31 protein-coding genes are annotated in these 18001 nt (G+C 40.2%); all 31 read right to left on the bottom strand.

The genetic code is table 11. From position 1 onward, the window contains the following. Positions 1-154: 154 nt before the first annotated feature. Positions 155-847, bottom strand: a complete 693-nt coding sequence (locus N8L90_RS05580) for a histidine phosphatase family protein (RefSeq protein ID WP_024056940.1) — start codon at positions 845-847, stop codon at positions 155-157. A gap of 232 nt (positions 848-1079) precedes the next feature. After that, positions 1080-2564 (bottom strand): N-acetylmuramoyl-L-alanine amidase family protein, encoded by a 1485-nt coding sequence (locus N8L90_RS05585; RefSeq protein WP_261024558.1) that lies wholly within the window; start codon positions 2562-2564, stop codon positions 1080-1082. A 17-nt stretch (positions 2565-2581) separates the two neighbouring features. Next, on the bottom strand, positions 2582-3919 hold the full coding sequence (locus N8L90_RS05590; protein ID WP_261024559.1) for a PFL family protein: 1338 nt from the start codon (positions 3917-3919) through the stop codon (positions 2582-2584). 9 nt (positions 3920-3928) lie between these two features. After that, positions 3929-4195, bottom strand: a complete 267-nt coding sequence (locus N8L90_RS05595) for an ACT domain-containing protein (protein WP_000644119.1) — start codon at positions 4193-4195, stop codon at positions 3929-3931. A 264-nt stretch (positions 4196-4459) separates the two neighbouring features. Continuing rightward, positions 4460-4846, bottom strand: coding sequence for a 50S ribosomal protein L17 (rplQ, locus tag N8L90_RS05600; RefSeq protein ID WP_000331493.1), 387 nt, complete (start codon positions 4844-4846; stop codon positions 4460-4462). An 11-nt stretch (positions 4847-4857) separates the two neighbouring features. Next, entirely contained in the window at positions 4858-5793 is a 936-nt protein-coding gene (locus tag N8L90_RS05605; protein ID WP_000568988.1) for a DNA-directed RNA polymerase subunit alpha, read from the bottom strand. Between the two features lie 42 nt (positions 5794-5835). Further along, positions 5836-6219 (bottom strand): 30S ribosomal protein S11, encoded by a 384-nt coding sequence (gene rpsK, locus N8L90_RS05610; protein ID WP_001118385.1) that lies wholly within the window; start codon positions 6217-6219, stop codon positions 5836-5838. A gap of 17 nt (positions 6220-6236) precedes the next feature. Beyond that, positions 6237-6602, bottom strand: coding sequence for a 30S ribosomal protein S13 (gene rpsM, locus N8L90_RS05615; RefSeq protein ID WP_000090781.1), 366 nt, complete (start codon positions 6600-6602; stop codon positions 6237-6239). A gap of 17 nt (positions 6603-6619) precedes the next feature. Next, positions 6620-6736, bottom strand: coding sequence for a 50S ribosomal protein L36 (rpmJ, locus tag N8L90_RS05620; protein ID WP_001808836.1), 117 nt, complete (start codon positions 6734-6736; stop codon positions 6620-6622). Positions 6737-6760: 24 nt separating this feature from the next. Continuing rightward, a complete protein-coding gene (infA, locus tag N8L90_RS05625; protein ID WP_001029883.1) occupies positions 6761-6979 on the bottom strand; it encodes a translation initiation factor IF-1 in 219 nt (72 codons plus the stop codon). A 116-nt stretch (positions 6980-7095) separates the two neighbouring features. Further along, the gene (locus N8L90_RS05630; RefSeq protein ID WP_001050436.1) at positions 7096-7734 is read right to left on the bottom strand and encodes an adenylate kinase; all 639 of its coding nucleotides are present in this window, start codon (positions 7732-7734) and stop codon (positions 7096-7098) included. 149 nt (positions 7735-7883) lie between these two features. Next, positions 7884-9194, bottom strand: a complete 1311-nt coding sequence (gene secY / locus N8L90_RS05635) for a preprotein translocase subunit SecY (protein ID WP_153192670.1) — start codon at positions 9192-9194, stop codon at positions 7884-7886. 12 nt (positions 9195-9206) lie between these two features. Continuing rightward, the gene (gene rplO, locus N8L90_RS05640; protein WP_000766087.1) at positions 9207-9647 is read right to left on the bottom strand and encodes a 50S ribosomal protein L15; all 441 of its coding nucleotides are present in this window, start codon (positions 9645-9647) and stop codon (positions 9207-9209) included. Positions 9648-9791: 144 nt separating this feature from the next. After that, positions 9792-9974: a 50S ribosomal protein L30 gene (rpmD, locus tag N8L90_RS05645; RefSeq protein WP_000057241.1), complete on the bottom strand. Its 183-nt coding sequence runs from the start codon at positions 9972-9974 to the stop codon at positions 9792-9794. A 13-nt stretch (positions 9975-9987) separates the two neighbouring features. Then, the gene (gene rpsE, locus N8L90_RS05650) at positions 9988-10482 is read right to left on the bottom strand and encodes a 30S ribosomal protein S5 (protein WP_000874202.1); all 495 of its coding nucleotides are present in this window, start codon (positions 10480-10482) and stop codon (positions 9988-9990) included. A gap of 17 nt (positions 10483-10499) precedes the next feature. Next, complete coding sequence (gene rplR, locus N8L90_RS05655; RefSeq protein WP_000624044.1) at positions 10500-10856, bottom strand: 50S ribosomal protein L18; 357 nt, start codon at positions 10854-10856, stop codon at positions 10500-10502. A gap of 83 nt (positions 10857-10939) precedes the next feature. Next, positions 10940-11476 (bottom strand): 50S ribosomal protein L6, encoded by a 537-nt coding sequence (rplF, locus tag N8L90_RS05660; protein WP_000086640.1) that lies wholly within the window; start codon positions 11474-11476, stop codon positions 10940-10942. A gap of 187 nt (positions 11477-11663) precedes the next feature. Next, positions 11664-12062 carry a 30S ribosomal protein S8 gene (gene rpsH / locus N8L90_RS05665; RefSeq protein WP_000245504.1) on the bottom strand — a complete coding sequence of 133 codons (399 nt, stop codon included), beginning with the start codon at positions 12060-12062 and terminating at the stop codon, positions 11664-11666. A 284-nt stretch (positions 12063-12346) separates the two neighbouring features. Then, positions 12347-12532 carry a type Z 30S ribosomal protein S14 gene (locus N8L90_RS05670; RefSeq protein ID WP_001085697.1) on the bottom strand — a complete coding sequence of 62 codons (186 nt, stop codon included), beginning with the start codon at positions 12530-12532 and terminating at the stop codon, positions 12347-12349. A gap of 17 nt (positions 12533-12549) precedes the next feature. Beyond that, the gene (gene rplE, locus N8L90_RS05675) at positions 12550-13092 is read right to left on the bottom strand and encodes a 50S ribosomal protein L5 (protein WP_000013542.1); all 543 of its coding nucleotides are present in this window, start codon (positions 13090-13092) and stop codon (positions 12550-12552) included. Between the two features lie 23 nt (positions 13093-13115). Beyond that, positions 13116-13421, bottom strand: a complete 306-nt coding sequence (gene rplX, locus N8L90_RS05680; protein ID WP_000497691.1) for a 50S ribosomal protein L24 — start codon at positions 13419-13421, stop codon at positions 13116-13118. A gap of 77 nt (positions 13422-13498) precedes the next feature. Continuing rightward, a complete protein-coding gene (gene rplN, locus N8L90_RS05685) occupies positions 13499-13867 on the bottom strand; it encodes a 50S ribosomal protein L14 (protein ID WP_000616545.1) in 369 nt (122 codons plus the stop codon). Positions 13868-13892: 25 nt separating this feature from the next. Then, on the bottom strand, positions 13893-14153 hold the full coding sequence (gene rpsQ / locus N8L90_RS05690) for a 30S ribosomal protein S17 (protein WP_000440801.1): 261 nt from the start codon (positions 14151-14153) through the stop codon (positions 13893-13895). A gap of 24 nt (positions 14154-14177) precedes the next feature. Next, complete coding sequence (rpmC, locus tag N8L90_RS05695) at positions 14178-14384, bottom strand: 50S ribosomal protein L29 (RefSeq protein WP_000772918.1); 207 nt, start codon at positions 14382-14384, stop codon at positions 14178-14180. Positions 14385-14393: 9 nt separating this feature from the next. Further along, positions 14394-14807, bottom strand: a complete 414-nt coding sequence (gene rplP / locus N8L90_RS05700) for a 50S ribosomal protein L16 (protein ID WP_000960946.1) — start codon at positions 14805-14807, stop codon at positions 14394-14396. 3 nt (positions 14808-14810) lie between these two features. Then, positions 14811-15464 (bottom strand): 30S ribosomal protein S3, encoded by a 654-nt coding sequence (gene rpsC / locus N8L90_RS05705; RefSeq protein WP_000529936.1) that lies wholly within the window; start codon positions 15462-15464, stop codon positions 14811-14813. Positions 15465-15476: 12 nt separating this feature from the next. Next, a complete protein-coding gene (gene rplV / locus N8L90_RS05710) occupies positions 15477-15821 on the bottom strand; it encodes a 50S ribosomal protein L22 (protein ID WP_000818137.1) in 345 nt (114 codons plus the stop codon). Positions 15822-15832: 11 nt separating this feature from the next. Then, the gene (rpsS, locus tag N8L90_RS05715; protein WP_000533766.1) at positions 15833-16114 is read right to left on the bottom strand and encodes a 30S ribosomal protein S19; all 282 of its coding nucleotides are present in this window, start codon (positions 16112-16114) and stop codon (positions 15833-15835) included. A 103-nt stretch (positions 16115-16217) separates the two neighbouring features. Continuing rightward, a complete protein-coding gene (rplB, locus tag N8L90_RS05720) occupies positions 16218-17051 on the bottom strand; it encodes a 50S ribosomal protein L2 (protein WP_000512911.1) in 834 nt (277 codons plus the stop codon). A gap of 17 nt (positions 17052-17068) precedes the next feature. Beyond that, positions 17069-17365, bottom strand: coding sequence for a 50S ribosomal protein L23 (locus N8L90_RS05725; protein WP_001055347.1), 297 nt, complete (start codon positions 17363-17365; stop codon positions 17069-17071). Beyond that, entirely contained in the window at positions 17365-17988 is a 624-nt protein-coding gene (gene rplD / locus N8L90_RS05730; protein WP_000024549.1) for a 50S ribosomal protein L4, read from the bottom strand. The genes N8L90_RS05725 and rplD overlap by 1 nt, the downstream gene beginning before the upstream one ends. Between the last annotated feature and the right edge of the window lie 13 nt (positions 17989-18001).

Genomic DNA, 18001 nt, shown 5'->3' on the forward strand with positions numbered 1-18001 from the left:
GAACTCGCTCAAATTAACGAGAGATTCCCCGGTTTTCATTTCATTAAAAGTAAGAGACCTATTTTTTCAGTGGACTCGGATTACCCTCGGCTGTTTTTTCTTATCTTGATATTCCTATCAAATCCTCAGTTCCTAGCAAGCAAGTCCAGACTGATTAAATAGAGGCTTCCTCCATCTTCTCACGTCCTAGTTCTCGGTAACTACGGTCGCCGACAACTTCTACGCTAAACTGGCCGTCCTCATATTCAAGTATCGTCACGCTACCATTATCTAGACCATGCGGATGCATACCATTAATTAGATAAACAATGGTTCCAATAGTCATTCCGTGGCTGACAACGAGGGCATTGCCCCCACCCTGCTCTTCCATTTCTTTGGCAATCGCTTCAAAACCTTCCTTGATTCGGCCACTGAGTTTTTCCCATCCTTCAGCCCAACCAGCTGTATCGACCTCTACCAACCCCTCAGCCAGTTCAGCATAAGACAATTGGTGAACATGATCCACATTAAAGATACGAGGAATAATGCCCATGAAAAGATCACCATCATAAGCTCCGTCAAAGCTACCAAAACACCATTCTCTGATACGTTTGTCCATGCGATAAGGGATTTTCCCCTGCAAACCAAGTTCTTCAAGAATAATTCCCATTGTCTGAATGGTGCGGCCAGAATCACTGGAATAAGCGCGATCAAACTGTAGACCAGATTCTCGCAAACCGATTCCTAATTCTTGAATCCCTCGCTCACCTTCAGCCGTTAAAGGAGTATCGCTCCAACCTTGCGCGCGACCAATCGTGTTAAACATAGTCTTGCCATGACGTACCAAATACAATCGTACTTTTACCATTTTCCGTCCTCCGTTTGCTTCTATTATATCATGGATGATAAAACAAAAGCCACCCAGACAGGTGACTTTTGCAGGAGATTATTATGAAAAAGTTTAGGAGTTCTATTAAATAAAGATATTAGATGAAAATCAAATTCAAACTAAATCAGTGTTATCTGTTTCAAATAATATTAGGAGGTCTTTATTTAATAATTATAGTATACACATCCAACCTTAAATAGAACTTAAAAAATTAAACCCATTCACCTTTTTCATTTACTTTATAACCGTTAATGGTCATATTTTTTGCTAATTTCCCATCAGCTAACAAGTAATACCACTTATCCCCATCCTTAATCCATTGGTTACGAGCGTACTTACCGTCTTGGTTAAGATAATACCAGCTATCATACTGAGAATCAAATACCCACTCGCTCTTAGCCATGTAACCGCCACGTTTTAGGTAATATTCACCCTGCCAAGCTTTCTCCACATAACTACCAGTTGAATCTACATAAAACCAGCTCTTATAATCTTCATCATAAATCCATTCACTAGCAGCCATTGAAGCATCTGCTTTTAGATAATAACGGCCTACCCAACGATTTCTTACAAGGTTACCAGAAAGGTCATTATAGTACCATTTGCCAGACTCTTTAAACCACTTACTTGCTTGATAATCCTTCTTAGTCTCTCCATTAGAGGTAACGATAGACTGAGATGAAGTTGAAACTGAGGATGAAGTCCCAGTAGAAACTGCTTGAATAGCCTCTTCTTTTGTCACCTTAGGCTTAGCTTTTCCTTGGTAAACATCTTCGATACGCTTAGTAAAGACAGATAACTCTTCAGGGGATAGCATATTAACAATATCGTTTCCATTATCAGGAATATAACCAACAGAGTGTGTTCCAATTTGTTCTAATCCCTCTTCTAATATATCCTCAACATTATTCAATAAAGCGAGTTTATCAGATTTAGAAAGAGAATCATCACTACTAATCGCTGTTTTCTCAATAAAAGCAACCGCTTTAATTTCTCTAATATTTTTCTCTCTAGGAAGTACGATATAGATACGAAAATCATTTGATGCAACAGGAACCAAGGTTTTTAAATATTGATTTACTGTCATATTTCCATCTCTATCACCCTCAGGATAATATTGTTTAAAATCAATTGGGGATTCAATACTTTTTAACACATTTTCTTTTTCTCTTGCTGTATAATATTGGTTTTCCTTTATTTTAGGAATTAGTTTTTCCTTTTTCTTTAATATAATTAGCTCTAGAGCCTCTCTTTTAATTCTATAACTAGAATCAAAATTTGTGTTAATACGGTAACTCATAGAATCATGCAATCTATTTACAGCACCTTGAAAATCCTTTGAAGTCTCTAATGCTTCTTTTTCCACTCCTTCTATCTCTTCTAAAAAAGATTGGTATTCTTTATTAAGTCTTTCTATAGCATTATTCTTAATTGTTTTTATATCATCCTGAGAAAAAGAAAGGATGCTCCAGTCTACTTGATCCGCTTCATTTAATAATTTTTCTTTATTCTTACTTAAAAACTCTTTATAAGATTTCTTAGCTTGCTCTACTTCATTTTTAAAAAATTCTAAAGTTACCTGAGTTACAGTTTCATGGCTTTCTTCTTGCGCATAAACTACTTGATTGGCAAAACTTGGGACTAGTAAAGTCGACAGTCCTAAAGCTACTAAAGCATGTTTCATTTCTTTTTTCATCAATTTCTCCTATTTTCTTAATTTTTAAAACTATGAATTGGTGCTGGGATTTGTCCTCCACGAGAGATGAAATCAACAGACGAAGCCCCATTGACCTTCATAACAGGTGCAGTACCTAATAGGCCACCAAACTCAATCATATCGCCTTCTTTTCCTTTTGGAATAATACGAACAGCCGTAGTTTTCATGTTAATGACACCAATTGCTGCTTCATCCGCAATCATGGCCGCAATGGTTTCAGCAGGCGTATCCTCTGGGATGGCAATCATATCCAAACCAACAGAACAGATAGCCGTCATGGCTTCTAGTTTTTCCAAATTAAGAGAGCCATTTTGTACTGCAGCAATCATACCCTCATCCTCAGAAACAGGGATAAAGGCACCTGATAAACCACCTACTTGGTTGCAGGCCATCACTCCGCCCTTCTTAACTTGATCGTTCAAGAGAGCCAAGGCAGCAGTCGTTCCATGCGTGCCAACTGTTTCTAGACCCATTTCCTCAAGGACACGTGCCACAGAGTCTCCAACCGCAGGGGTTGGCGCCAAACTCAAATCTACAATACCAAACTCCACACCCAGTCTCTCGCTAGCCATTTGACCAACCAATTGACCGATACGAGTGATTTTGAAGGCAGTCTTCTTGACCGTTTCGGCTACTACATCAAAGCTCTCTCCACGAACTTTTTCCAAGGCACGCTTGACCACACCAGGACCAGAAACCCCGACATTGATGATAACATCAGCTTCTCCAACACCATGGAAGGCACCCGCCATAAACGGGTTGTCCTCAACAGCATTAGCGAATACAACCAGCTTGGCTGCGCCCATATCAGATAGAGTTGCCGTTTCCTTGATAATACGTCCCATATCTGCCACAGCCGTCATGTTAATACCGGACTTTGTTGAACCGATATTGACTGACGAGCAGACCTTGTCCGTTTCAGCCAAAGCACTAGGAATAGAATTGATGAGAATTTCATCTCCCTTTTGGTACCCCTTTTGTACCAAGGCAGAGAAACCACCGATAAAGTCCACACCAATCTCTTTCGCAGCCTTATCAAGCGCTTTTGCCAAAACCACATAGTCTGTCGCATCTGTCGCTGCTCCAATCAGAGAAATAGGAGTCACCGATACACGCTTATTAACGATTGGAATTCCCAACTCAGCTGCAATTTCATCGCCAACAGCCACTAAATTAGCTGCCTTTCTCGTAATCTTTTGATAAATTTTGTCCGCAGCACGATTGATATCTGGATCAATACAGTCTAATAGGGAAATTCCCATGGTAATAGTTCTGATATCGAAGTTTTGCTCCTCAATCATGGAGATGGTTTCAGTAACTTGTCTAATATCCATGATAACCTCCTAGATATTATACATAGCTTCGAAAATCGCTGCACTCTGAATATTGATTTTCACATTCAAAGTTTGCCCAAAAGTTTCAAACTCATTTCGCAGATAAGTAAAATCCTGCTTATCATCACTAGATACAACAGCCATCATCGTGAAATATTCATCCAAAACAGTTTGAGAGATATCATCAATATTCAAACCCAATTCTGCAATTTTACCAGAAACACCTGCAACAATTCCAGATTTATCTTTACCAACAACAGTTATAATCGCTTTCATAAGCAAACTCCAATTCTTCTTAAAATAAGAAACCTGAACATTAAACAGGATTCTTTTCAAATAGTATAGCATAATTCTAACGAAAATACTCAAAAACGCCTGCTTACGAAGTTGTTCTTAAGCAAAAAACAATTTCGTAAACAAGCGTCTACTATCCCAACTTATGATGAGTGTTCCCGCTAGGACCGAAATCCTAGCGGTAGACCAGAGCTAGACTAAGAGCACAAGACTCCATCATCATAACACTCAACAAAATTGATGATTTTATACTAATTCGATGATCGCCATTGGCGCTGCATCACCACGACGTGGTTCAGTTTTAAGGATACGAGTGTATCCACCGTTACGTTCAGCATAACGAGGTGCGATTTCTGAGAACAATTTTTGAAGTGCTGTAGTAGAAGTGTACTTATCAGTTGCTTCATCATAGTTTTCAGATGCGATTTCATTACGTACGAAAGCAGCTGCTTGACGACGTGCATGCAAATCACCACGTTTACCTAGAGTAATCATTTTTTCAACAGTTTTACGGATTTCTTTAGCACGAGCTTCAGTTGTCACGATTGATTCGTTGATCAAAAGGTCAGTTGTCAAATCGCGAAGCATTGCTTTACGTTGTGAGCTAGTGCGTCCTAGTTTACGGTAAGCCATGTATTCCTCCTTTATTTATCTTTTAATCCAAGACCCAAATCAATGAGTTTGAGTTTCACTTCTTCCAAACTCTTGCGTCCAAGATTTCGTACTTTCATCATCTCTGCTTCAGATTTTTCTGTCAAATCATGCACAGTATTGATACCGGCACGTTTCAAACAGTTGTATGAACGCACAGACAAGTCCAGTTCCTCAATCGTACGATCCAAAATACGATCGTCAGATTCAGTATCAGCTTCTTTCATCACTTCAGTTGACTTAGCAATCTCAGTAAGATTTGTAAACAAATCAAGATGTTCTGTCAAAATACGTGCTGAAAGCCCTAAAGCATCTTCTGGAATAATTGTTCCATTTGTCAAGATTTCAAGGGTTAATTTGTCAAATCCATCATTGCTACCTACACGAGCAGGTTCCACTTGATAGTTGACTTTTGTAACTGGTGTATAAATAGAATCTACAGCAAGTGTTCCAACTGGTGCATTATCCTTTTTATTTTCATCAGCAGGTACATATCCACGACCACTGTTAACAGTCATAGTCGCTTTTAGAGAAGAACCTTCACCGATTGTAAAGAGATAATGATCTGGATTTACAATTTCAATATCGCTATCTGTCAAAATGTCACCAGCTGTTACTTCAGCAGGACCTTCAACATCTAGTTCGATGATTTTTTCGTCTTCAACGTACGATTTCACTGCAATTCCTTTAATGTTCAGAATGATTTGCATCACGTCTTCACGAACACCTGGAACTGTGTCAAACTCATGTAACACACCATCAATATTGATAGATGTCACAGCTGCTCCTGGTAGAGAAGCTAGAAGTACACGACGAAGAGAGTTACCAAGAGTTGTACCGTAGCCACGTTCAAGTGGTTCGATTACAAACTTGCCATAATCTTTATTTTCATCAATTTTTGTTATATTTGGTTTTTCAAACTCGATCATTTAGTTACTCCCTCTTAAACGAAAAGCAGTGTAATGCGATGATTATACACGGCGACGTTTTGGAGGACGAGCACCATTGTGTGGCACTGGAGTCACATCACGAATTGCTGTTACTTCAAGACCAGCGGCAGCAAGCGCACGAATAGCTGACTCACGACCAGAACCTGGACCTTTTACAGTAACTTCAACTGATTTAAGACCGTGTTCTTGTGCAGATTTAGCAGCAGCTTCAGAAGCCATTTGAGCAGCGAATGGTGTAGATTTACGAGAACCTTTGAAACCAAGAGCACCAGCTGATGACCAAGCAATTGCATTACCATGCACATCAGTAATCATAACAATAGTGTTATTAAATGTAGCGTGAATATGAGCAATACCAGATTCGATATTCTTTTTCACACGACGTTTACGTGTTGGTTTAGCCAAGACTTTTACCTCCTATATTATTTTTTCTTACCAGCAATCGCAACAGCTTTACCTTTACGAGTGCGAGCGTTGTTTTTAGTGTTTTGTCCACGGACAGGAAGTCCACGACGGTGACGGATACCACGGTATGAACCGATTTCCATCAAACGTTTAATGTTCAAGTTTACTTCACGACGAAGGTCACCTTCAACTTTGATTGCATCCACTTCACGACGGATAGCATCTTCTTGATCTGATGTAAGATCACGTACACGAACATCTTCTGAGATTCCAGCAGCAGCCAAAATTTTCTTAGATGTTGCAAGTCCGATACCATAAACATAAGTCAATGAGATTACTACGCGTTTGTCATTTGGAATGTCAACTCCAGCAATACGAGCCATGTTTTCTCCTTTCTATCTTATCCTTGACGTTGTTTGTGTTTTGGATTTGCTGGGCAAATTACCATAACACGACCATTACGACGAATAACTTTACAGTATTCGCAAATTGGTTTGACCGATGGTCTTACTTTCATTTCTTATCCCTCCAAGTTTTTCGATTATTTAAAGCGGTAAGTGATACGTCCACGTGTCAAGTCATATGGACTCATTTCGACAGTAACACGATCTCCCGCTAAAATACGAATATAGTTTTTACGAATTTTACCAGAAACTGTTGCTAAAATCTGATGTCCATTTTCAAGTTCAACCGTAAACATTGCATTCGGCATTGTATCAACTACTTTGCCTTCAACTTCAATCACATCGTCTTTTGCCACGCAAAAGCACCTCCATAAATTTCGATTCGATGCCTCTAGACACAGAGACAACAATTATAAGTCAGACTATCTTAGTATAACATTTGTAGCGGATTTTTGCAAGTGTGAAAAACGCTTTATTTCAAATTTGTCAATACTTTTTCGATATCTGAGAAGACATCATTGATATCTTGATTACCTTCGATGTCATGAACCAAACCTTTGGCACGGTAGTGAGCAATGATTGGTTCTCCTTGAGCAATATTCACATCCAAACGACGTTTTACTGTCTCAGGCTTATCATCTTCACGTTGGTAGTAATCTTCTTCTTTATAGTCAACTGGTGGGTTAAAGACCTTGTGGAAAGTTTCTCCAGTTACGCGGTGGATGATACGGCCACTCAAACGTTCCAAGAGGCTATCTGGATTCACTTCGATGTTGATAACACCTTCTAGTTCGATGCCAAGTTCAGCCAATGTTTTGTCTAAGGCATGAGCTTGTTCGATTGTACGTGGATAACCATCCAACAAGAATCCTGTTTCTTTAATATCATCTTGTGAAAGACGTTCTTTTACGATTCCATTTGTAACTTCGTCAGGAACCAATTCACCCTTGTCAATGTATGACTTGGCAAGAACACCCATTTCAGTTTGATTTGCCATAGCAGCACGGAACATATCACCTGTTGAGATATGTGCAACATGGAATTGTTCTACGATTTTTGCTGCTTGAGTTCCCTTACCTGCACCAGGTAAGCCCATAATCAAAAGATTCATGATTTGATCTCCTTATTTTATTTTTAAATAGAAGCAAAAATTCTTTTCACCCCTATTTAAAAACAAAATAGAAGAGGGGAGACCAAACTCTCACTAATGTTAGAGTTAAACCTCCACTCCCTCAGCATTTACTGACTCAGTAAATACTTTTATTCTGTTCTGTCCATGAAACCAACATACTTACGTTTCAATAGGTAACCTTCCAATTGCTTGATTCCTTCGATACCAGTAGAGATAATGATCAAGAGACTTGTTCCACCAAAGGCAACAACATCAGAAAGACCAAATACATCTTTAGCTGCAATCGGCAAAATGGAAATCACACCAAGGAAGAGGGAACCAACAGTTGCAAGACGACGAAGAAGTTTAGACATATATTCTTCTGTACCTTTACCAGGACGAACTCCATGGATATAGGCACCGCTCTTTTGTAGGTTCTCTGCCACTTTTTCAGGATTAATCTGTACAAACGTATAGAAGAATGTAAAGAGAATAATCAACAAAGCATACATGGCAATACCAGTTGGAGAAGTGGTTGCCAACATCTCTTGTGCTACCCTTACCCAAGCCCAATCATGACCTGTAGCGCTCAAAAATTGAAGAATCGCCGCAGGCGCTGCAGTAATCGAACTTGCAAAGATAACAGGGATAACTCCAGCAGGGTTTAACTTCAATGGAAGGTAAGAGCTAGATGGAGCACCTTGTGCAACCTTAGTATATTGGATTGGAATTTTGTATTCTGCTTGTTGAACATAAGTTGTAAAGTAAATAATCAACAATACAGTAATAATCAAAATGATTACGAAAATGATAGATGAAGTGATACGGCTACTTGGGACGTTCACAAAGTAGTCTACATAGATGCCTTGAATCATCTCTGGAATTGAGGCAACAATCCCGACAAAGATAATCATGGAAACACCATTTCCGTATCCCTTATCTGTAATTTGCTCACCCAACCAAGTGACAATCATACTACCAGCTGTTAAGATGATACCAATTGTCAAAAAAACTTGTGGAGTTAAAGCAGTTTTAATCAATTGAGCTCCAGCCAAGGTATTAAAACCAGCTGTAATCCCGATAGATTGCACAAAGGCTAGAACAAGAGCAATATAACGAGTAGCTTGATTTAATTTTCTTCGACCTACTTCCCCTTGTTTACCCCACTCTACAAATTTGGGTAAAATATCCATTTGCAAGAGTTGGACAACGATAGAGGCCGTAATGTAGGGACTAACACCAAGAGCAAAAACTGAGAAGTTTTTCATGGCATTTCCTGACACCAAGCTCAACATGTTTAAGAAGGATAATCCACTTAAAGCATTCAAGCTATTAGCATTCACACCAGGAACTGTAATGCTAGTTCCGATACGAAAGACCAAAACGATAAAAATTGTAAATAAAATTTTTGATCGAACTTGCTTGACTTTAAGAGCTTCTCTTAATAATTTAAAAAACATAGGTCACCTCTCTTAGATGACTTCTACTGAACCACCTTTAGCAGTGATAGCTTCTTCAGCTGATTTAGAGAATTTAGCTGCTTTCACAGTCAATTTCTTAGTCAACTCACCGTTACCAAGAATTTTAATACCTGATTTTTCAGCTTTAACAATTCCTGCTTCGATAAGAACAACTGGAGTTACTTCAGCACCATCTTCAAAGACGTTCAATTGGTCAAGGTTCACAATTGCGTATTCTTTAGCGTTGATGTTAGTGAATCCACGTTTTGGAAGACGACGGAACAATGGAGTTTGTCCACCTTCAAAACCAAGGCGAACTCCGCCACCGCTACGAGCTTTTTGACCTTTTTGACCACGACCAGATGTTTTACCGTTACCTGATGAAGTACCACGACCAACGCGGTTACGTACTTTACGAGAACCTTCTGCAGGTTTCAATTCATGAAGTTTCATTTTTATTTTCTCCTCTTTTGTAAAATGCTAGCGCCGATAAGGGAGAAAAGGTTGTCTCCCCCATCAACTCGCCTATACGACGTCATCATAGATGACTATATCTAGTTTTAGGGGATGGTATAGTTCACATCCCCTAAAAATTCATTAGTTTACTTCTTCAACTGTTACCAAGTGAGATACTGCTGTGATCATACCACGGATAGCAGCGTTATCTTCTTTAATAACAGAGCTGTTCAATTTGCCAAGTCCAAGTGCTACAACAGTTTTACGTTGTGATGGAATGCGTCCGATTGGAGACTTAGTCAAAGTAATTTTAATTTGAGCCATTTTATCCCCTTTCTTATGCCAAATCAGAAACTGAAATACCACGAAGGGCAGCAACTTCTTCAGCGCGTTTCAATTGTTTCAAACCTTCAACAGTTGCACGAACAATGTTGATTGGAGTGTTAGAACCAAGTGATTTAGATGTAATATCTGCCACACCTGCCAATTCCACAACGGCACGAACTGCACCACCAGCGGCAACTCCAGAACCTTCTACAGCAGGTTTCAACAATACTTTAGCTCCACCGAATTCTGAAAGAACTTCGTGTGGGATTGTTGTTCCAACCATAGGAACTTCGATCAAGTTTTTCTTAGCATCATCTACTGCTTTACGGATTGCTTCTGGAACTTCTTGAGCTTTACCAGTACCAAATCCTACGCGACCGTTGTGGTCACCAACAACAACAAGAGCTGCGAAACGAAGACGACGTCCACCTTTAACAACTTTTGTAACACGGTTGACAGCAACTACGCGTTCTTCTAATTCAACTGCATTGTCTTTAAATGCCATTTTCTAGTGTCCTCCTATTAGAATTTCAATCCGTTTTCACGAGCTGCATCAGCCAAAGCTTTCACACGTCCGTGATATAGATATCCACCGCGGTCGAACACCACTTCTGAAATACCTTTAGCGTTTGCACGTTCTGCAACGAGTTTACCGACAGCAACGGCTTGTTCAGTTTTAGTTCCTTTTGAAACTTCTTTGTCAAGAGTTGAAGCACTTGCGAGCGTTACACCCGCTACGTCATCAATCACTTGAGCGTAGATGCCTGTATTAGAACGGAATACGTTCAAACGTGGGCGATCAGCAGTTCCAGAGAGCTTTCCGCGAACGCGACGGTGGCGTTTTTGGCGGAGTTTGTTTTTATCTGGTTTTGAAATCACAGTTTTCACCTCTTTAGTTTTAAATCGTGTGCTATGCACAAAGTTGGAAAATAGGTTGGTGGTTGATTCTCAACCACTCAACATTATTTACCTGTTTTACCTTCTTTACGGCGAACGAATTCACCAACGTAACGGATACCTTTACCTTTATATGGTTCTGGTGAACGAAGGCTACGTACGTAAGCAGCTGTTTGACCAACTACTTCTTTTGAAATTCCGCTAACAACGATTGTTGTTGGGTTTGGAAGTTCAAAAGTAATTCCTTCTGGAGCTTCAACTTCGTCTGGATGAGATTTACCAACAGCCAAAACAAGTTTAGATCCTTGAAGTTGTGCACGGTAACCAACCCCGCGCATTTCAAGTTCTTTCTTGAATCCTTCTGATACACCAACAACCATGTTGTTCAAAAGGGCACGAGTAGTTCCGTGGATAGTTTTCATTTCTTTTGAATCGTTTGGACGGTGAAGAGTTACTTCAGTACCTTCCACACGGATTTCAATATCTTTTGAGAACTCACGAGTAAGTTCTCCTTTAGGTCCTTTTACAGTTACAACGTTGTCATTGTTAGTGAGTTCAACACCAGCAGGCAACACGATAACTTTATTACCAATACGTGACATGTTTATTTCCTCCTGTTAAATTGTCAGGCCAGAATGGCCAGTTTTCACGGGGTTAAATCGATTCCTCGATTTAAAGGAACATTTAGGTTTCAATTTCAAAGTGAATCTAGGCATCGTCTCGCAGGCATAACTTTGGGTTAGGCAAGAGACGATAACGAAGAGTCACAAAGAAATTGGGAGCTAAATATTACCAAACGTAAGCGATAACTTCCCCACCAACATTCTTTTGGCGTGCTTCTTTATCAGTAAGCAAACCTTCAGAAGTTGAAAGGATAGCAATTCCAAGTCCGTTAAGAACTTTTGGAAGGTCTTCACGTTTTTTGTAGACACGAAGTCCTGGTTTAGAAACACGTTTCAAGTTAGTGATAACTTTTTCACCGTTTGGTCCGTATTTAAGGAATACACGGATGATGCCTTGTTTGTCATCTTCGATGATTTCAACGTTTTTTACAAAACCTTCGCGTTTAAGGATTTCAGCAATCCCTTTTTTGATGTTTGATGCAGGTACTTCAAGTACTTCGTGTTTAGCTTGGTTAGCGTTACGAATACGAGTTAGGAAGTCTGCGATTGGGTCAGTCATAACCATTTTGTTTTTCTCCTCTCACTAGTAGTTTGCAAGTTGCACTTGCTAGTTAATACATGATACAAAAAGCGTAACAGCAAGAGCAAAAATAGGCAATTTGATGCAGGAGCGATGCTCCAAAGAAAATTGATCTTTTTTGCCAAAGCTGTAGCTCGTGTTCAAATTGGCAAGCCCAACTGAACCCGGGCTAAACTCTGTGTGAAAAAGATAAACTTTCCTAGAAACTTCAGTTTCTTCGTCAAGTTTCCTATTTTCACTTAGAGTTTTGACGCCCTTGATATCTTAAATTACCAAGATGCTTTTGTTACACCAGGGATTTGTCCTTTGTATGCTAATTCACGGAAGCAAACACGGCAAAGTTTAAATTTGCGGTAAACTGAATGTGGACGACCACATTTTTCACAACGAGTATAAGCTTGAGTAGAGAACTTCGCTGGACGTTTGTTCTTAGCAATCATTGATTTTTTAGCCATTAGATTTACCTCCTATATTATTTTGCAAAAGGCATTCCAAGGCCTGTAAGCAATGCACGTGACTCTTCGTCAGTGTTAGCAGTTGTTACGATAACGATGTCAAGACCACGAGTTTTGTCAACGTCATCGAAGTTGATTTCTGGGAAGATCAATTGTTCTTTCACACCAAGTGTGTAGTTTCCGCGTCCATCAAATGATTTCGTTGGAACACCGTGGAAGTCACGTACACGTGGAAGTGAAACTGAAACCAATTTATCCAAGAATTCGTACATACGTTCACCACGAAGGGTAACTTTTGCACCGATCGCAACACCTTCACGAAGACGGAAGCCGGCGATTGATTTTTTAGCTTTAGTGATAAGTGGTTTTTGACCTGAGATAAGTGCCAATTCTTCAGCAGCTTTTTCAAGGCTTTTAGCGTTTGATACAGCTTCACCAACACCCATGTTCAAAACGATCTTATCTACTTTAGGCACAGCCATCACTGATGAGTAGTTGAATTGTTCTGTCAAAGCAGGAACTACTTCATTAAGATATTTTTCTTTTAAACGATTTGCCATTATACTTCTCCTTTCCTTCGTGATTAATCAAGCACTTCGCCTGATTTTTTGTTGTAGCGAACTTTTTTACCGTCTACAAATTTGTAACCAACACGGCCAGCTACACCATTTTTGTCCAAAACTTGAACGTTTGATACGTGGATAGCTGCTTCTTTCTCGATGATACCACCTTGAGGAAGCTCGTTAGTTGGACGTTGGTGTTTCTTAACGATGTTAACACCTTCAACGATAACTTTGTTTACTTTTGGAAGGGCAGTAAGGACAACAGCTTCTGTTCCCTTATCTTTACCAGCGATTACGCGAACTTTGTCGCCTTTTTTTACAAACATTAGGTTTCTCCTTGATTTTTCTTACGCCCATAAGGGCACCCTAGCTTGAAGCTAGGGGACTAGTTTGTTTCTAAAAATTAAAGTACTTCTGGAGCAAGTGACACGATCTTCATGAAGCCACCTTCACGCAATTCACGTGCAACTGGGCCAAAGATACGTGTTCCGCGAGGAGTTTTGTCTTCACGGATGATAACTGCTGCGTTTTCGTCAAATTTGATGTATGAACCATCAGCACGACGAGCACCTGATTTAGTACGAACGATAACTGCTTTAACAACGTCACCTTTTTTAACCGCACCACCAGGAGTAGCTTGTTTTACAGATGCCACGATAACATCACCGATGTTTGCAAATTTACGTCCTGAACCACCAAGAACTTTGATAGTCAAGATTTCGCGAGCACCGCTGTTGTCTGCGACTTTCAAACGAGTTTCTGTTTGAATCATTTCAGTTTTCTCCTTTCAGGTTTGATTAGATGATGACCGCTTCTTCAACAACTTCTACAAGACGGAAACGTTTTGTAGCTGAAAGCGGACGAGTTTCCATGATACGTACGATATCGCCTTCTTTGGCAACATTGTTTTCATCATGAGCTTTGTATTTTTTAGAGTAGTTAATACGTTTACCATAGACTGGGTGGTTACGTTTTGTTTCAACTACAACTGTGATTGTCTTGTCCATTTTGTCAGATACAACACGTCCAACAAGAACTTTACGATTATTGCGTTCCATTGAAATTTCTCCTTCCCTAGTCTATTATTTCGCTTCAGATTGAACTGTTTTGATACGAGCGATTTGTTTTTTAACTTCTTTCAAGCGAGCTGTTTGTTCCAATTGACCAGTAGCAGCTTGGAAACGAAGTTCAAACAATTCTTTTTTCAATTCGTTTTCGCGCTTCGCGAGTTCTTCTTGAGAAAGACCACGAAGTTCTTTAACAAATTCTTTTACTTCATTAAGTTTCATGCCTTCTCCTTATTCTGCTTCACGTTTTACGAATTTACATTTAACTGGCAATTTGTGGCTAGCAAGACGAAGCGCTTCGCGTGCAATCTCTTCAGATACACCAGCGATCTCGAACATCACTTTACCACGTTTAACTGGTGCTACCCAACCTTCAGGTGCCCCTTTACCAGATCCCATACGCACACCGATAGCTTTAGCAGTGTATGATTTGTGTGGGAAGATTTTAATCCAAACTTTACCACCACGTTTCATGTAACGAGTCATGGCGATACGAGCAGCTTCGATTTGGCGGTTAGTGATCCAGTGGCTAGTTGTAGCTTGAAGACCGTATTCACCGAATGCTACTTCTTTTCCACCTTTTGCTTCACCGCGCATTTTTCCACGGAATTCACGACGGTGTTTAACACGTTTAGGTACTAACATTGGTTATTTACCTCCTTTAGTGTTTTTGCGAGCTGGAAGAACTTCACCACGATAGATCCATACTTTAACACCAAGTTTACCGTATGTAGTATCTGCTTCTTCCCAAGCGTAATCGATATCTGCACGAAGTGTGTGAAGTGGAACAGTTCCTTCAGAGTATCCTTCAGCACGGGCGATATCTGCACCGTTCAAACGACCTGATACTTGAGTTTTGATTCCTTTAGCTCCAGCACGCATTGCACGTTGGATTGCTTGTTTTTGTGCACGACGGAAAGCAACACGTTGCTCCAATTGACGAGCAATACCTTCACCTACAAGGTGAGCATCCAAATCAGGTTGTTTGATTTCGATGATGTTGATGTGTACTTGTTTTCCAGTCAATTTGTTAAGTTTTGCACGGAGTGCATCAACGTTAGCACCACCTTTACCGATAACCATACCTGGTTTAGCAGTGTGAAGTGAAACGTTAACTTTGTTTACTGCGCGTTCGATTTCAATAGTTGAAACTGCTGCGTCAGCAAGTTCTTTTTGAACGAATTTACGGATTGCAAGATCTTCATGAAGGTAATCCGCGTATTCTTTTTCAGCATACCATTTGGCATCCCAATCACGGATGATGCCGACACGCATACCAATTGGATGTACTTTTTGACCCACGATTTTACCTCCTTATTTTTCTGCAACAGCTACAGTGATGTGAGCTGTACGTTTGTTGATTGGTGAAGCTGAACCTTTCGCACGTGGACGGAAACGTTTCATAGTTGGTCCTTCGTTTGCGAATGCTTCAGATACTACCAAGTTAGCTTTATCCAAACCAAAGTTGTTTTCAGCGTTAGCTACAGCTGAGTTCAAAACTTTCAAGATGATTTCAGCAGCTTTGTTTGGAGTGAATGTCAAGATTGCGATTGCATCGGCTACGCTTTTACCACGGATGTTATCAAGAACAAGACGTGATTTACGAGGTGAAACACGTACTGTACGAGCCATTGCTTTAGCTGAAGTAATTTCTGCCATTTATGTTCTCCTTATTTTCTACGTGTTTTCTTGTCGTCTGCAGCGTGACCTTTGTAAGTACGAGTTGGTGCAAATTCACCAAGTTTGTGACCTACCATGTCTTCTTGGATGTAAACAGGTACGTGTTTACGTCCGTCATAAACTGCAATAGTGTAACCAATGAAACTTGGGAAGATCGTTGAACGACGTGACCAAGTTTTAATAACTTTTTTCTTTTCGTCGTTAGCTTGAGCTTCAACTTTTTTCATCAAATGCTCATCGACGAAAGGTCCTTTTTTAAGACTGCGTCCCATTTTTATATTTTCTCCTTTAAATGTTGTACCACAGCGGCTTGCGCTCTTATGGAGCGCTACCGAGCTGGCGGATTTACTAGTTGCTTAAGCGACTAGTTTAATATTATTTCTCGTTGCGACGACGAACGATAAGTTTGTCAGATTTCGCTTTCTTGTTACGAGTTTTAAGACCAAGAGCAGGTTTGCCCCATGGAGTAGATGGTGCTTTACGACCAACTGGTGCTTTACCTTCACCACCACCGTGTGGGTGATCGTTAGGGTTCATTACAGAACCACGAACTGTTGGGCGGATACCTTTCCAACGGCTACGTCCTGCTTTACCAAGGTTTACAAGTCCATGTTGTTCGTTTCCGACAACACCAACTGTAGCACGGCAAGTTCCAAGAATCATACGAACTTCACCTGATTGAAGACGAACAAGAACGTATTTACCTTCAGAACCCAATACTTGAGCAGATGCACCAGCAGCACGTACCAATTCACCACCACGACCTGGTTTCAACTCGATGTTGTGAATCAAAGTACCAACTGGGATGTTAGCAAGTGGAAGAGCGTTTCCGACTTTGATATCTGCTTCTGGACCTGAAACGATACGTTGACCAACTTCAAGACCTTTTGGAGCGATGATGTACGCTTTCACACCGTCAGTGTAGTGTACAAGAGCGATGTTTGCAGAACGGTTTGGATCGTACTCGATTGTTTTAACAACTGCTTCAACGTTGTCTTTGTTACGTTTGAAGTCAACCAAACGGTAGAAACGTTTGTGTCCACCACCTTGGTGACGAACTGTGATACGACCGTTGTTGTTACGACCAGCCTTGCTCTTCAATGCAACAAGCAATGATTTTTCAGGAGTGCTTGTTGTGATTTCAGCGAAATCCAAAGAAGTCATATTACGGCGACCGTTTGTTGTTGGTTTATAAACACGAATTCCCACGATATTTCCTCCTTAGATTATTCAGCTTCAGCAGCAAACAACTCGATTGCTTTAGAATCAGCTGTAAGTGTGATGATAGCTTTTTTAGTTTTGTTAGTAAAACCAGTGTAACGTCCAACACGTTTAGCTTTTGGTTTTACGTTGATTGTGTTAACATTAGCAACTTTAACACCTTCGAAAGCAGCTTCAACAGCTTGCTTGATCAAAAGTTTGTGTGCACGAGTGTCAACTTCAAATACATATTTTCCTGCTTCAAGTTGAGCCATTGAGCTTTCAGTGATTACAGGTTTTTTGATAACATCATACAAATTCATTATGCAAGAACCTCCTCGATTTTAGAGATAGCTGCTTGAGTAACAAGAAGTTTGTCACTATTTGCGATGTCAAGAACACTTGCAGTTGTAGCAGTCGCAACTTTCACGTTTGGAAGGTTACGAGCTGAAAGAGCTGCGAATTCGTTTCCTTCTTCAAGAATAACAAGGACTTTAGAATCGATGCTCAAAGCTGCAAGAACTTTTGCAAATTCAGCAGTTTTTGGAGCTGTAAATTCAAGAGAATCAACGGCTACAAATTTATTTTCAGCAACTTTTTCTGAGTAAACAGATTTAAGCGCAAGGCGACGAACTTTTTGAGGAAGTTTGTACGCATAGCTACGTGGAGTTGGTCCGAAGACGATTCCACCACCACGCCATTGTGGAGAGCGGATAGAACCTTGACGAGCACGCCCAGTTCCTTTTTGACGCCATGGTTTGCGTCCGCCACCTGAAACAGCTGAGCGGTTTTTAACTGCGTGAGTTCCTTGACGAAGGCTAGCACGTTGGCTGATGATCACATCAAACACAACAGATTGGTTTGGTTCGATACCAAAGATTGCATCGTTAAGAACAACTTCGCCAGCTTGTTTACCAGTTTGGTCGAATAATGTTACATTTGCCATTTTGACTGTATTC

Origin of the sequence: Streptococcus mitis (assembly GCF_946190115.1) — a bacterium.
In the GTDB taxonomy this organism is placed as follows: Bacteria; Bacillota; Bacilli; order Lactobacillales; family Streptococcaceae; genus Streptococcus; species Streptococcus mitis_CO.